Raw genomic sequence first — 12,731 nt, forward strand, 5'->3', positions numbered from 1 at the left:
TCAAGAGCCAGGACCGCCCCTTGAAGGGGTAGTTTGGGATGATCTCCTATAAGTGCTGTTACCGGCAGAACACGCAAGAATACTTATTGTTACGGCTTCCGAACTAAGAACTAGCTACCCAAAAAAAGGGGCTTTGCAACTGATCAAACTATGGTGGTGGTTGTTAATGTTGTTTCGCATTGTTTTCTAGAATGAGTTTCACCATGGTAATACACTGATTTTCATACGTTTTTCAGGTTTAAGAATCCACAAAAATCATCTGTGAACTCTTGACTTTGAGATATCCCCTTTGATCTTCCCCCCGAAAATCGGACCACTTTCAATGAGAGGATTCCCCTGGTAGAAAGCCGGCCATACGGCCACCAGGAGAATCTGAAAGATGAAGCGCAAAAGGTACACTGAAGAGCAGATCGTTCGCATCTTGGCAGAGGTGGAAGCTGGTCAGACCGTTGTTGAAACCAGCAGAAAATATGGTGTTTCCGAACAAAGCATTTATCGCTGGAAAGCCAAGTATGGCGGGATGAACCAGTCCGAGGTTCGGCGGATGAAGTCGCTGGAAGAAGAAAATGCCAGGCTGAAAAAGATTGTAGCCCAGCAAGCCGTCGACATGGATGCCTTGAAGGATTTGCTCGAAAAAAAATGGTAGGCCCTTCCGCCCGCCGAGGGGCAGCGAAGCTTCTGCAGCTGGAGCATGGTTATTCCATGAGACGCGTCTGCAAACTGGTCGATACGCCACGCTCAGGCTTGTATTACCTGCAGAGGCGAAGCGCAGATGAGGAAGCGCTCAAAGCTGCAATACACTTGTTGGCTCGGCTTCATCCGAGATACGGATGCCCGAGAATCCAAGTTTGCCTGGAGCGGGAGGGCTGGAGAGTAAACCACAAGAGGGTGCACCGCATCTGGCAAGAGGAGGGGTTGTTGCTACAACGCAAACGCCCCCGCCGGAGGCAGTGTGGCCCGAGAATCGAGATCGTGAACAAGGCGCTCGGCGTCAATCACGTCTGGAGCTATGATTTTGTGGAGGACCGTACGGATCGTGGCGGCAGGTTGCGATGTTTGCCGGTGCTGGACGAATACACCCGCGAATGCTTGACCATCGAGGTCGAGCCTTCCATTGGCGCACAACGGGTAATCTTGACGTTGGAGCGGCCTTTCAATCTCAAGGGTGTTCCGGATTTCATCCGCAGTGACAATGGTCCGGAGTTCGTTGCCAAAGCGGTGCAAGACTGGTTGGCCGAGAAGGCATGTGGGACGTTGTTCATCACCCCGGGCAGTCCGTGGGAGAACGCGTACATTGAGAGCTTCAATGGGAAATTCCGGGACGAATGCCTAAACAGGGATATCTTTTTGAACGGCAGGGAAGCGCAGATGATTATCGAAAACTGGCGACAGGAGTACAACACACTACGGCCGCACAGTTCGCTGGGGAATCTGACGCCGGAGGAGTTTGCACGACAGGGGGCCGGTTCCGGTCGGGCTACGCCCTCCCTCCACCGGCCCTCTGCTGAAACCCAGACCGGGGTGACAATCCTCTCATAGAGCTTGGTCCAAAGAATGGGGGGAGGTCACCTTATCTGAAACCATTATCGCTATCCTTGGTTAGTTGCAGATGTCGGAACAACTTCTGCCTCGCTTTGAAGAGCGGCAGCGTATGCATGGGGGTAGGTTTCGCTCTTTTGGACCCCCCTCGATAAAGGGGGGGCGGTAGCATAAAAAAAGCCCCGACGTTGCCGTCGGAGCTTTTCACAAATTCTCGTAATTTGTTGGGTTACGGTAAATTCCATTGGGCAGTGGCAGTTTCACCTGTCGCATCAGTTGCGGTTACAACACCGGAGGCATCGCAGCCAACGGTGAAGTCGCCAGTTACGTTAGTGCCACAGGCAGCTTCCGTAGCAACTTCAGAAATTGAAGGGGCGACGCCGTCGTTATCAAGAAGGAGTTTCGAGTAGGCCATGGTCATCTGAGAAAGACCGGCGGAAACGCCACCCTCAAGGGCTTTCTGGCGGGCAGACTGTTGCAGGTCTTGGTACTTGGGGATGGCAACGGCGGCCAGGATGCCCAGGATAACCAGAACGGCGATGATTTCGATAAGGGTGAAACCGGCTTGCTTGTTCATTTCGTCCTCCAAAATGTTTGTTAAGTCCATTCAATTTACACGTTTGTTTTTCGTCTCTACCTACTGATTTTCTTCAGTCGGTTGTTGTGTGGAAAGCACGTGCCGTGCCAAAAGGTTGCGAAAGGTGATATGAATTATTTAGATATTGTGTAGGTATCTGTTTTAAAAGTTTTTTAATTTGTAAGAAAATTGTAGCGAAAGGGTGCAGAAAGCAATTTCTGTTGCTTGAAAACTTGAAAACTACATAAAATGTAGTTTATTCTGCATAACATGAGGTCGGGAAGAAGGTAGAAAAAAGGAGTTGTAGTGTCGATCTTTGATTGGATGATTAAGTAATAAGCTCGAAGTGCACGTTAAATCGTGACCTTTTAATTTTCGTCATTTTGTGAATTGATATCAAAATGGTTTCAGTTGGCAATTTTACTCCTTCAAAATCTGCAAGGCTGCCTTTAATGTTGTCTAATATTCTGAAATTTAGTGTTAATTGGTTGGATTGAGAAAGTGTGACGTTTTGCTTGGGGCTACTTTCCTGGAGCATGGTCGGTTTTTTCATGAAAGTAGTTCGGATTGTGAATAAGCGGAAGGGTAGTGCCTTAACAGATAGGGAGAGATGGTTGCATAACTTGTGATTTCAGGATGATGTCTAAGTTGGCTGCCATTTTTTATCAAGATAAAATTACAGCGCAGTCTAGTTTTTTTGATCTCTAAGGATACCAGTGCGTGGAGGCTGCCAATCAGGACCGCTCCTTCAAGGGACGGTTTGATCTGGCCCTATAAGGGCCTGTGATCGGCAGCAATCTTAGAGCGTTTGTTCAGACTTCTGCACTGCTTCCTTGCTACCCATAAATGGGTCTTTTCGCTCGATCAAATTATGTTGGTAGGTGATTTTGCCACGCTCTTCCTGATCTCCTCAAAAATTGGACCATGTATTTTGAGAGAGTTCCTAATAAACAGAATCCGGGAGGCAGATAGAAAAAGCCGGTTTTAAGAAGAGTGAGCCATTAATAGTATGAAGAAAGCAGAGTAGGCTGAAAGCAGTGGTATGCTTGCAGAGGTACGGGATCAGAGAGCATACTTTTTAACTTTTGAAGTCGACATATGGAGGCATTGAAGTCAGCGAAGCTAGGCGTCTTAACAGCCCGATTTCGAAAAATGACTGCTTCAACATGGGGATAGGCTTCGCCTTTATTGAACTATCCACACAGGGAAGGGTGTAGTATAAAAAAAGCCCCGACATTGCTGTCGGGGCTTTTCACTAAATTTCGTAATATGTTGGGTTACGGTAAATTCCATTGGGCAGTGGCAGTTTCACCAGTTGCGTCGGTTGCGGTTACAACACCGGAGGCATCGCAGCCAACGGTGAAGTCGCCAGTTACGTTAGTGCCACAGGCAGCTTCCGTAGCAACTTCAGAAATTGAAGGGGCAACGCCGTCGTTATCGAGAAGGAGTTTCGAGTAGGCCATGGTCATTTGAGAAAGACCGGCGGAAACGCCACCCTCAAGGGCTTTCTGACGGGCAGACTGTTGCAGGTCTTGGTACTTGGGGATGGCAACGGCGGCCAGGATGCCCAGGATAACCAGAACGGCGATGATTTCGATAAGGGTGAAACCGGCTTGCTTGTTCATTTTGTCCTCCAAAATGTTTGTTAAGTCCATTCAGTTTACACGTTTGTTTTTCGTCTCTACCTACTGATTTTCCCCAGTCGGTTGTTGCTGAATAAGCATGTGCTGTGCCAAAACAAACGAAAAGGGTGAGCAGTTTTTTAATTTTTATCATAAGTTGTTGTTTTAGTGATTTTTTAATCTTTAAGAAGGTTGCGACAAAAGGCCGAAAAAAGCGTTTTTTGTAGCCCTGAAATTAAAAAACTACAAAAAATGTAGTTCAGTCTTCAAAACGTGATGTTGGGATAAAGCCAGAAAAATGGAGTTTCAGTGTCGTTTTTTGACTGAATGGTTATTTAATAAGCTCGAGGTATACATTAATTCAGGACCTTCTGATGATCGTCATTTTATTAACTGATGTCAAAATGGTTTCAGTGGGCAATTGAACTCCTTCAAAATCTGCATCATGATTGCTTGTATTGTTTAATAGTCTGAAATTTTTGATTAAATATTGTATTGAGATTGTGTGACGTTTTGCTGGAGGCTGCTTTCCTGGAGCATAGTCGGCATTTCCATGAAAACAGTTTGGATTTTGATTAAGCAGAAGGATAACGCCCCAACAACTAGGCAAAGATGCTTGCATGACTCGTGATTTCAGGATGATGCCTAAGCTAGCTGACAAATAATACTGTGGAAAAATGTACGGTGCTGTCTGGACTTTTTGATCACTATTGATGCCAGAATTTGGGAAGCGCTTATAAATAAAGGCGGTGCAGCCTGGGAGAGGGCTGGCACCGCCTGGTTGTAATGTGGTGGGGCGTTTGTAAGGTTATTTACCAACAGCCTGGGGCATGATGTCTTTTAAACTCACACGCAGCCAGTGATCGTCCCACCATTCGATTGGGTTCACGGGGACGCCACCGATGATCATGCCAAAGTGGAGGTGATCGCCCCCTGCCATGCCAGACATACCGCTTTTTCCAACGGTGTCGCCCTTTTTAACCTGCTGCCCCTTGGTTACGAGAATCTGGCTGAGGTGACCGTACAGGCTTTGCAAGCCCAAACCATGGTCAATGATCACAACCTGCCCGTAAATGCCCATGTAATCGGCAAAGACTACTGTACCGTCATTGGCGGCAGGTATGTCAGCGTGCTTTACAGATGCCAGGTCGACGCCAAGGTGAATTTGGTTGTCAACTTCCTTACCATTATAAAGATAGGTGCGATGGTCTCCAAAAATTGCCTTAGTAGCAGCTCTTGGCATGCGCAGAAAAACACCGTGCCAAAGGGGGGTCGCCGCTGTCATGCGGGCCACACCTTTCAGTGCGTCACGGTTAGTTGTCCTGAGTTCCCTGTTTACCTTGAGAAAGCGTTCAAGGTTGGTCATGTTGCCGGGTACAGTTTGGGCAAATTCCGGCATTTTGGTGTCCAGAAAGGAGTCTGGGAGGTTGATTGTGTCCTCTCGAAATTTTTTCGAAAGCGCATTGATGCCCAATGTTATGTTGGCCTGGTTGCCCGCAGGGTCGACTGCCGTCAGGATCGGCCTGAAGGTTTCGGGTTCCATATAGTAAGGAAAGGGGAAGAGACAGGTGTAGGAGCCGTCTGGCTGTTCAAAACCAGGGAAAAACATATCTCGCACAAACACGCCGCTTTGGGAGGCAGGGGCATCCAGGCGGTATGAGACGCAGCCGGCGCCCCCTTGTGTAACGTTTTGGATCATTGCTTGCTGGATGATGCGCGGTGGAATCGTGTCCAGAGTATACACTTGCTCCACGCGGACGGCATTACCCCTGCCAAAGTTGGCAAAAGAGGCGTCGCCTGCGGTTACCACCAGTTCTATGGGGCCATTTTCCAGTCCGGCATTCTCGAGAGTAACCTTTTCCAGGACTTTCGCCTGGGCCTTCGGGAATGTTTTTTCGAGCAACGAGACTTGTTTGTCTCCTTGATTTACTGAAATGCCAAAAGACTTGATCCCTGCCCCTGTGTCTTGGGCTTCCACAATGAATTCAGTATTATTGGATACGAATTCTTGTTGTGGGGAAAGGGAAACCTCTGGATGCTGCATATCCTTGAGCAGCAAGTACATGGCGCCACCAATGGCGGCAAGGATGAGAATAACAAGAAAATAAAGACCTTTACTCGATGTGGAAGACACATATTCCTCCATAAGAGGCGCCCTGCTCAAAAAAAGAGGAGACAGGGCGTTTCGGGGTTTGGCGTCGGTGTTGTTGCGTCAGGATTCGTTAAGAGCGTCCATTAAAGAAATGGTGAGCTTCAGAAAATCAGCCTCGGTCACGATGCCCACGAGTTGGGAGTCGTGCACCACAGGCAGGCATCCATATTTGTGGTGCAGTAAAATTTCTGCTGCATCGCGGACGTTCATTTCCGGATGCACCTTGGTAACGTCGGTGCGCATAATCTCGGCAACTGGAATGCCTGCGTCTATTTCGTCCTGAACGCTGCTGTCTACCTCTGCAAAACGGGATATGCTGGCTTGAAGAATATCCCTGTGGGTTAGCAGGCCGATAAACACATTGCCTTTGCCGATGATCGGAATGTGCCGGATACGGGCCAGGGACATCATGGAACGCGCAGTCTTGAGCGTATCCGTCATTTTGAGCGTAAAGAGTTCAGTCGTCATCATATTTTTGACTAACAGCATGTTGTCTCCAGGTGTTGCGTGTTGGCCTGCAGTTGCGCTCCAAGCTCGAAGAATAACCTATCACCTCGCCTTGGCAGCAGGCAAGAGGGCGTTGTATTTCGCACGTCAGGTGGTTGGCTCTGTTGACTTGGCTTCTGAAATTTGTTCTGAATTCCTGTTTGGTATACTGCTGGTAAAGCGGCGAACGAGGGTTCGAGAGGCGATTGCCAGCATCTGCAAGTGTGGGGAGCGTGTGAGGGTAGATTTAAAACGCAACCGGGAGCGCATGGTGCGCGAGCAGCTGGTGCCACGGGGAATTACTGACCCGCAGGTGCTGGAAGCCATGCGTAAGGTGCCCCGGCATCTTTTTGTGCAGGACGCGCTACGTGCGCAATCCTATGAGGATCACCCGCTGCCCATTGGGTACGGACAAACCATTTCCCAGCCGTATATAGTTGCTTCCATGTCACAAATGCTGCAGACCACTCCAGGCATGAAAGTACTCGAAATCGGGACTGGCTCGGGGTATCAGGCGGCTGTTCTTGCCGCCATGGGCTGCGACGTCTACAGCGTGGAGCGCGTTCGTGAGCTGTACACCCAAGCGAGGGAGCGGCTTTTTGAAATGAAATATTTCAAAATTCGCCTCAAATTGGATGACGGCACCCTTGGATGGCCGGATGAAGCTCCATTTGATCGTATCATCGTGACCGCCGGCGGTCCCGAAGTGCCTGCTCCTCTGGTGGAACAGCTTAATGATCCTGGTGTCCTCATCATTCCCGTAGGCGGGGCCAGGCGCAATCAGGAGTTGGTGATAGTGCGCAAGCAGGACGGAAAGGTTCACGAAGAACGCAAAGGCGGCGTCGCCTTTGTCGACCTGGTGGGAGAGCACGGCTGGTAGGGCGCTTTGGCGCTAGCCGGTCTGTGGCATTGCTGCTGCGTGTTGCCAGTAACTCTTTTAGCTTCCCAAAATTTTGAGGTGATATGAAGCGCTTTTACAACGCATGGATGGACAAACTCTGGAACATGGCCGACTCCAAAGGGGCTACGGCTGTGTTGGCAGGTGTCTCCTTTACCGAGTCCATCTTTTTTCCTGTCCCGCCGGATCTGCTGCTCATCCCCATGGCACTGGCAAACAGGAAACGCGCTTTTCGCCTGGCTGCCTATTGTCTGCTGTTTTCTTTGGCAGGGGGTATTCTCGGGTATTACATCGGCTTCTATTTCATGGACATGTTGGGCATGCCCATTGTGAACTTTTATGGGCTGATGGACAAATACATCGTGGTGCAGGAGTGGTATGAGAAATACAGCGCTTGGGCCGTTGCCGTGGCTGGTCTCACCCCCATTCCTTATAAGTTGTGCACACTCACGGCGGGGGCCTTCAAGATCAATTTTCTGATCTTCATCATCGCCTCCACGTTGAGCAGAGGGCTGCGGTTTTTCGTCATCGCCAGCCTCATTTATCTTTTTGGCGAACGGGTGCGTTTTTTTCTGGAGCGAAGATTCAACCTCGTTGTTTTGGTTACTACGATTTTGGTGATCTTGGGGTTTGCTGCCATTAAATTCATCAAATAGCGCCGACCATGTACGGCGCGATATATTGAGAGGATATAATCATGAGTGATTCCTGCACTTCCTGCGGCGGTGGCAGTGGTGACAACAAAAAAAGCGCAAGTACACTGCTGCAAGACCAGTTGATCAAGGATGCCCTGGACAAAATTCGCTTCAAACTCTTTGTCATGAGTGGCAAAGGGGGCGTTGGAAAAAGTTCCGTGGCTGTGAACCTTGCTGCCGCACTGAGCACCATGGGGCACAAAGTGGGCATCATGGATGTAGACATTCATGGCCCCAGCGTGCCCAAACTTCTCGGTCTTTCAGGCGGTCTTGAAGGTGGACGCGGGAAAACCATTGACCCCAAACGCTACAACGACAACCTCATGGCCGTTTCCATGGATTCATTGCTTAAGGATCAGGACCAGGCCGTGCTTTGGCGTGGCCCCATGAAGCATTCGGCCATCAGGCAGTTTGTTGCGGATGTGAACTGGGGTGAGTTGGACTTCCTGGTTATCGATTCTCCTCCGGGCACGGGCGACGAACATATGACGGTGCTGAAGACCATTCCCGACGCACTGTGCGTGATAGTCACGACACCGCAGGAGATTTCTTTGGCCGATGTGCGTAAGGCCATCAATTTCCTGCAATACGCGCAGGCCAATGTTCTCGGGGTTGTGGAGAATATGAGCGGTCTCATTTGTCCGCACTGCCAGGGTGAGATTTCTTTGTTTAAAAAAGGCGGTGGCATGGAGCTTGCTAAGAAATATGGACTTCGGTTTCTCGGCGCCGTTCCTCTGGACCCCGCCACTGTGGTGGCTGGCGATATCGGACAGCCCATCGTGTTGCTCGAGGAAGACACCCCGGCCAAGAAGGCCTTGCTTGAGGTGGCCAAGCTCGTAGACGCGGAGGCAAGGGACAGTTTGGAGGCGGCTGCCAGCGATAAATCCTGAACGGCGTGACGCAGGGGGGCGCCCCCGCAAGCGCCGCAAGCTAGGAGGTGGGCTGACATGCTGCTCAATAACTGCTTATGTGCGCTTTCGAGGATCGCGCCCCTTGCATTGGGGCTGGCATTTTGCGTTTCGTTGCTGGCTCCAGTTGCAGTAAACGCCAAGACTGTCATCTATTATAAACAAGATGATCAAGGCGTTTACCATTTCACGAACAGGCGTTCCCTGGCCAAGGGGTACAGGGTATTTATGGTTTTCCGTGATATTATGCGCTCCCATCCTGGACTGGGGCGGGATAAAATCATACAATTGGCAAGAAAGCACGGAAAACGATATGGAATTGACTCCTATCTGGTGCAGGCTGTGATTGAAGTCGAATCCGGTTATAACGCAGGCGCAGTCTCCTCTGCCGGGGCCGAGGGGCTGATGCAAATAATGCCTGCAACGCAGAAAGATTTGGGTGTGAAGGATTCCTTTGATCCGGATGAAAACGTGAAGGCTGGAGTGCGTTATCTTAAAAAGATGCTGGAGCGCTTTGGCAGCGTGCAGCTGGCCCTGGCTGCATATAATGCAGGCCCGGGCAGGGTGGAGCAGTATGGCGGTATCCCGCCTTTCCCTGAAACCCAGGCGTACGTCAAGAAAGTGCTCGCTCGCTACAGGAGAATGAAGGCCGGAACCTGATGCTAAATCTTGCCGACAAAATCACGCTAACGCGCGTGATCATCGTGCCCGTTCTTATAGCGCTGCTTTATTGGCCCACACGGGCCACCTGCTTTATTGCCATGGTATTGTTCATGCTGGCTTGTTTGACAGATATGATAGATGGCATCGTTGCTCGCAGGTTCAATATGGTCAGCAGCTTCGGGAAATTTCTCGATCCGCTGGCAGACAAAATCCTTATAAGCTCAGTACTTATCATGCTCGTATATCAGCGTGATGCTGCTGGTCACTCCTGGGCTCCAGCATGGGTTGTCATCCTTATTGTCGGGCGAGAACTTGTTGTCACCGGGCTGCGCGCAATGGCTGTAGAGAAAGGTACGGTGCTGGCTGCAGACCGTTATGGCAAGATCAAGACCATTCTACAGATAATTGCTCTTTGCCCTCTTATTTTGCATTTCCCCCTCTGGGGTATTGATGTCGCAGGCTTTGGGCAGATAATGCTTTACATTGCCTTAGGAATGACAGTATTTTCCGGTGGAAATTATTTCTACAATTTTATGAAAAACTCTTCGGAAGCCGTCAAGGAATCGTCGTAAAGAGAGACGGCTGCAGGTTTTTACAGCGGTGCGGGCGATGTTGCCGACCGTGAAAAATAAGATGCCAAGGATAATCCGGAATGCTTGAAGAAACTATGAGTCTGCAATTACGTCTCAAGAATTGCCTGCAGACAATTCTGGAACTTGAGCCAGCTCTTGAACAATTGGAAATGGGGCATGTTCTGTTGAAGGACTATGCTACCTTGCGTTCGTTCATCGAAAAATTGGAGGACGTCTCTCTCCAGGAAGATGATGTTTTACGCATTGAGCTTGCCACTTCGAACTTTCTCGATGAACTCAAGCTTCCCCTCGCCATGGTGCCTGGGGATGCGGCAAAACGCCAACAATTGCATTAGGAATACATGGTCTGGAACCGCCTCCTGCTGGGGCTGATTATTTTGCTGAACCTATTGTTTCTCTACCGTATCCTGCTCAGTGACCAGGGTCTTTTCGGTTACCTGGAAATGCGCAAGCGATACGGCGAAATGGAAAGACGCATAGAAGAACTCCAGAGCAAAACACAGACTCTCAGCCAGGATATTCGTCTTTTACAAGAGGATAGCGGCTATATCGAAAAAATGATCCGTGAGCAGATGAATCTCGTCAAAGATAACGAGATACTCTACGACTTTAGTGGCATTGTCGAAGAAAACGCTGCCGGAGCCGGCCCAGATGAAGAGTAAAATCAATTGGTATAGGGAAGTTCTCGAAATCGAGCCTCAGTCCAAGGTGTTTTTTCCCTTGGCCAAGCTCTTTATTGAGAACGAGCAATACCAGGAGGCCTTCAAAACGCTGCAGCAAGGCCTGCTGCGGCATCCTGAGTTTGTCGAGGCCAAGCTTTTGCTGGTTGAGGTGCTTGCTCATCTGGATAAGACCGAGGAACTCGATGAAATTGTCGAGGATATTGCCTCGGGTTTTGGCGAATACCCTGCTTTTTGGGAGTCTTGGGCCCGTCAGCTCGCACAGGAAAAGGACGGTTACGATCCTGCCCTGGCAATGCGCTTATTGGCAGCTTATTTTTCCGGCAAAACAATCAGTTGGGCCAAGATCATCGAATATGGTCTCAAATCTCTGTTGGGGGAGCAGCAAGCATCGGCCAAGCCACGCCTTACCGGTGTTGAAGCTGTTGCCAAATCTCGGCTTTCCGTTGTCCGAACAGAAATTACGGAAGACGATGATCAAGAACTGGAAGAAGACGAAGATACAGACGATACGGGCGAACAGGATGACATGGTCGATGCCGCGGACGCACTGCCGCTGGACCACGATGACCGCCCGGAGGCACTGGAAGATACGGGTGATGATGGCCCCGTCAGCAATCGTAGCCTGGAAAATATTGAAGCCGCGGTGGCTGACGCAGACCTGGATTCTGATGAAATCGAAGGCGCCGCCTCTACCATGAAAGAGATTCAAGAGGCTGGCGATGAGAAAGAAGACGAACGGCAGGAGGACGAGGAAGAGTACGACGAGGGGGATGAAGAAACATTTTCTCTGCGTACCAAAACCATGGCAGATCTTTTGGCAGAGCAGGGCGACTACGATGGCGCCCTGGACATCTATCGCGAGCTGATTATCATTGCGCCGGACGAAGCGACGCGAAAAGAGCTCGAAGATTTAGCCAATGATATGCGCAGACTTTCCCAGGAAAAACCTGGCAGTGCAGGCGGTAAGGTCAAAAAAGGTTCGCCCTCTCCCCAAAAGGTGGAGTCCAAGGGCCTGAAAAGTAAGACGAAACTCATTAGCGCGCTAGAAGCCCTCGCTTCGCGGCTGGAAGCAAAGGCCGCCCATTAAGCTGCAGGGCCAGTGCAAATGACATTATAAGGGAGGGGTTCCTTGGAACTCTCACGCATAAAGTTCTTATTGGTTGTACTTCTTTTGTTCGTATTTGTGACGGGATGCAGCACGGTTCACGAAACAACTAAGGAAACAAAACAACTCTACCGGGAATATATCGTCCCCATGCCTGAAGTCGATCTCGATTTTGACGATCTCGACGAAGGGCAATTGCGTCTTGCCAATTTATTCAAGCCTGTGGACGTCAATATCAATGCTTTGCGCAGGTATTTGGAAGGGACAGACGGTCTGCCCAAGGAAGATTGGTTCAAGACTCTGTTCACCCAGTATCAGTGGATCAGTGGCGTGATGATAACCGACATCGCCGGTGGCGTTCGGTTCCGTTATCCTCAGGAAAGCATGAAGCAGCACGATCTTTCGCCGTTCTTTGAATGGGGGGAAGCTTGGGAAGATCACAAAATGCGCGCCACTGCTGTCAATACGCCGCTTGGCCCGGAGATTTATCTGGCCAACCCGTATTTTGAGAACAACGAATGGCAAGGCCTTATTGTGGTGCACTTCGACCCACGCAAGCTTTTGCCGTATTGCCCCAACCCTGACGAACTGATCCTTCTCAGCCAGGATGACGTGCTGTGGCCAGGAAAATACGATCAGGATGCACAGGCCATGGCGCAGCTTCCCTGGGAAGAAATCCTGGCTGACCGGGAATTTGGTGGCTATGAGGGTTCCAGGGGAGAATACTATTGGATAGCCAGGCACTTGGGATTTTATTATATTATTTACGCCGCCCTGGCCGAGCCTTTGGAGCAGCCGGCTTCGGAATAG

The 12,731-nt window shown here is 50.0% G+C and carries 15 protein-coding genes; 11 read left to right on the forward strand and 4 right to left on the reverse strand.

Annotated features, from left to right (window positions below; translation table 11 throughout):
- The first annotated feature begins 379 nt into the window (after window positions 1-379).
- Both ACZ5EH_RS17840 and ACZ5EH_RS17845 read left to right on the forward strand, forming a co-directional pair.
- Entirely contained in the window at window positions 380-646 is a 267-nt protein-coding gene (locus ACZ5EH_RS17840) for a transposase (RefSeq protein WP_464275232.1), read from the forward strand.
- A 56-nt stretch (window positions 647-702) separates the two neighbouring features.
- Complete coding sequence (locus ACZ5EH_RS17845) at window positions 703-1,539, forward strand: IS3 family transposase (RefSeq protein WP_464275233.1); 837 nt, start codon at window positions 703-705, stop codon at window positions 1,537-1,539.
- A gap of 229 nt (window positions 1,540-1,768) precedes the next feature.
- On the opposite strand, the gene ACZ5EH_RS17850 is transcribed toward ACZ5EH_RS17845, so the two are convergent.
- From ACZ5EH_RS17850 to ACZ5EH_RS17865, 4 genes are all read right to left on the reverse strand, one after another.
- Window positions 1,769-2,116 carry a type II secretion system protein gene (locus ACZ5EH_RS17850; RefSeq protein ID WP_464275234.1) on the reverse strand — a complete coding sequence of 116 codons (348 nt, stop codon included), beginning with the start codon at window positions 2,114-2,116 and terminating at the stop codon, window positions 1,769-1,771.
- A gap of 1,277 nt (window positions 2,117-3,393) precedes the next feature.
- On the reverse strand, window positions 3,394-3,741 hold the full coding sequence (locus ACZ5EH_RS17855) for a type II secretion system protein (RefSeq protein ID WP_464275234.1): 348 nt from the start codon (window positions 3,739-3,741) through the stop codon (window positions 3,394-3,396).
- Between the two features lie 805 nt (window positions 3,742-4,546).
- Window positions 4,547-5,872, reverse strand: a complete 1,326-nt coding sequence (locus ACZ5EH_RS17860; RefSeq protein ID WP_464275235.1) for a M23 family metallopeptidase — start codon at window positions 5,870-5,872, stop codon at window positions 4,547-4,549.
- 78 nt (window positions 5,873-5,950) lie between these two features.
- Window positions 5,951-6,379 carry a CBS domain-containing protein gene (locus ACZ5EH_RS17865; RefSeq protein ID WP_464275236.1) on the reverse strand — a complete coding sequence of 143 codons (429 nt, stop codon included), beginning with the start codon at window positions 6,377-6,379 and terminating at the stop codon, window positions 5,951-5,953.
- Between the two features lie 232 nt (window positions 6,380-6,611).
- Here ACZ5EH_RS17865 and ACZ5EH_RS17870 point away from each other — a divergent pair, with 232 nt between their 5' ends.
- The 9 genes from ACZ5EH_RS17870 to ACZ5EH_RS17910 all read left to right on the forward strand — a co-directional run bounded on the left by ACZ5EH_RS17870 (window position 6,612) and on the right by ACZ5EH_RS17910 (window position 12,731).
- The gene (locus tag ACZ5EH_RS17870) at window positions 6,612-7,256 is read left to right on the forward strand and encodes a protein-L-isoaspartate(D-aspartate) O-methyltransferase (RefSeq protein ID WP_464275237.1); all 645 of its coding nucleotides are present in this window, start codon (window positions 6,612-6,614) and stop codon (window positions 7,254-7,256) included.
- Between the two features lie 83 nt (window positions 7,257-7,339).
- On the forward strand, window positions 7,340-7,930 hold the full coding sequence (locus tag ACZ5EH_RS17875; RefSeq protein WP_464275238.1) for a YqaA family protein: 591 nt from the start codon (window positions 7,340-7,342) through the stop codon (window positions 7,928-7,930).
- A 41-nt stretch (window positions 7,931-7,971) separates the two neighbouring features.
- Window positions 7,972-8,859 (forward strand): P-loop NTPase, encoded by an 888-nt coding sequence (locus tag ACZ5EH_RS17880; RefSeq protein ID WP_464275239.1) that lies wholly within the window; start codon window positions 7,972-7,974, stop codon window positions 8,857-8,859.
- A 57-nt stretch (window positions 8,860-8,916) separates the two neighbouring features.
- The gene (locus tag ACZ5EH_RS17885) at window positions 8,917-9,537 is read left to right on the forward strand and encodes a lytic transglycosylase domain-containing protein (protein ID WP_464275240.1); all 621 of its coding nucleotides are present in this window, start codon (window positions 8,917-8,919) and stop codon (window positions 9,535-9,537) included.
- On the forward strand, window positions 9,537-10,112 hold the full coding sequence (pgsA, locus tag ACZ5EH_RS17890; RefSeq protein WP_464275241.1) for a CDP-diacylglycerol--glycerol-3-phosphate 3-phosphatidyltransferase: 576 nt from the start codon (window positions 9,537-9,539) through the stop codon (window positions 10,110-10,112). The genes ACZ5EH_RS17885 and pgsA overlap by 1 nt, the downstream gene beginning before the upstream one ends.
- Window positions 10,113-10,192: 80 nt before the next feature.
- Window positions 10,193-10,468 carry a hypothetical protein gene (locus tag ACZ5EH_RS17895; protein ID WP_464275242.1) on the forward strand — a complete coding sequence of 92 codons (276 nt, stop codon included), beginning with the start codon at window positions 10,193-10,195 and terminating at the stop codon, window positions 10,466-10,468.
- Window positions 10,469-10,474: 6 nt separating this feature from the next.
- Window positions 10,475-10,795 (forward strand): FtsB family cell division protein, encoded by a 321-nt coding sequence (locus ACZ5EH_RS17900; protein ID WP_464275243.1) that lies wholly within the window; start codon window positions 10,475-10,477, stop codon window positions 10,793-10,795.
- Entirely contained in the window at window positions 10,785-11,903 is a 1,119-nt protein-coding gene (locus ACZ5EH_RS17905; protein ID WP_464275244.1) for a tetratricopeptide repeat protein, read from the forward strand. Before ACZ5EH_RS17900 ends, ACZ5EH_RS17905 begins: the two co-directional genes overlap by 11 nt.
- A 42-nt stretch (window positions 11,904-11,945) precedes the next feature.
- Window positions 11,946-12,731 (forward strand): hypothetical protein, encoded by a 786-nt coding sequence (locus ACZ5EH_RS17910; RefSeq protein WP_464275245.1) that lies wholly within the window; start codon window positions 11,946-11,948, stop codon window positions 12,729-12,731.

Source organism: Desulfovibrio biadhensis (genome assembly GCF_055388615.1).

Coding starts and splice junctions, on each gene's coding strand:
- ACZ5EH_RS17840 (WP_464275232.1), top strand. CDS start 380: ATGAAGCGCAAAAGGTACACTGAAGAGCAGATCGTTCGCATCTTGGCA.
- ACZ5EH_RS17845 (WP_464275233.1), top strand. CDS start 703: ATGAGACGCGTCTGCAAACTGGTCGATACGCCACGCTCAGGCTTGTAT.
- ACZ5EH_RS17850 (WP_464275234.1), bottom strand. CDS start 2,116: ATGAACAAGCAAGCCGGTTTCACCCTTATCGAAATCATCGCCGTTCTG.
- ACZ5EH_RS17855 (WP_464275234.1), bottom strand. CDS start 3,741: ATGAACAAGCAAGCCGGTTTCACCCTTATCGAAATCATCGCCGTTCTG.
- ACZ5EH_RS17865 (WP_464275236.1), bottom strand. CDS start 6,379: ATGCTGTTAGTCAAAAATATGATGACGACTGAACTCTTTACGCTCAAA.
- ACZ5EH_RS17875 (WP_464275238.1), top strand. CDS start 7,340: ATGAAGCGCTTTTACAACGCATGGATGGACAAACTCTGGAACATGGCC.
- ACZ5EH_RS17880 (WP_464275239.1), top strand. CDS start 7,972: ATGAGTGATTCCTGCACTTCCTGCGGCGGTGGCAGTGGTGACAACAAA.
- ACZ5EH_RS17885 (WP_464275240.1), top strand. CDS start 8,917: ATGCTGCTCAATAACTGCTTATGTGCGCTTTCGAGGATCGCGCCCCTT.
- pgsA (WP_464275241.1), top strand. CDS start 9,537: ATGCTAAATCTTGCCGACAAAATCACGCTAACGCGCGTGATCATCGTG.
- ACZ5EH_RS17895 (WP_464275242.1), top strand. CDS start 10,193: ATGCTTGAAGAAACTATGAGTCTGCAATTACGTCTCAAGAATTGCCTG.
- ACZ5EH_RS17900 (WP_464275243.1), top strand. CDS start 10,475: ATGGTCTGGAACCGCCTCCTGCTGGGGCTGATTATTTTGCTGAACCTA.
- ACZ5EH_RS17905 (WP_464275244.1), top strand. CDS start 10,785: ATGAAGAGTAAAATCAATTGGTATAGGGAAGTTCTCGAAATCGAGCCT.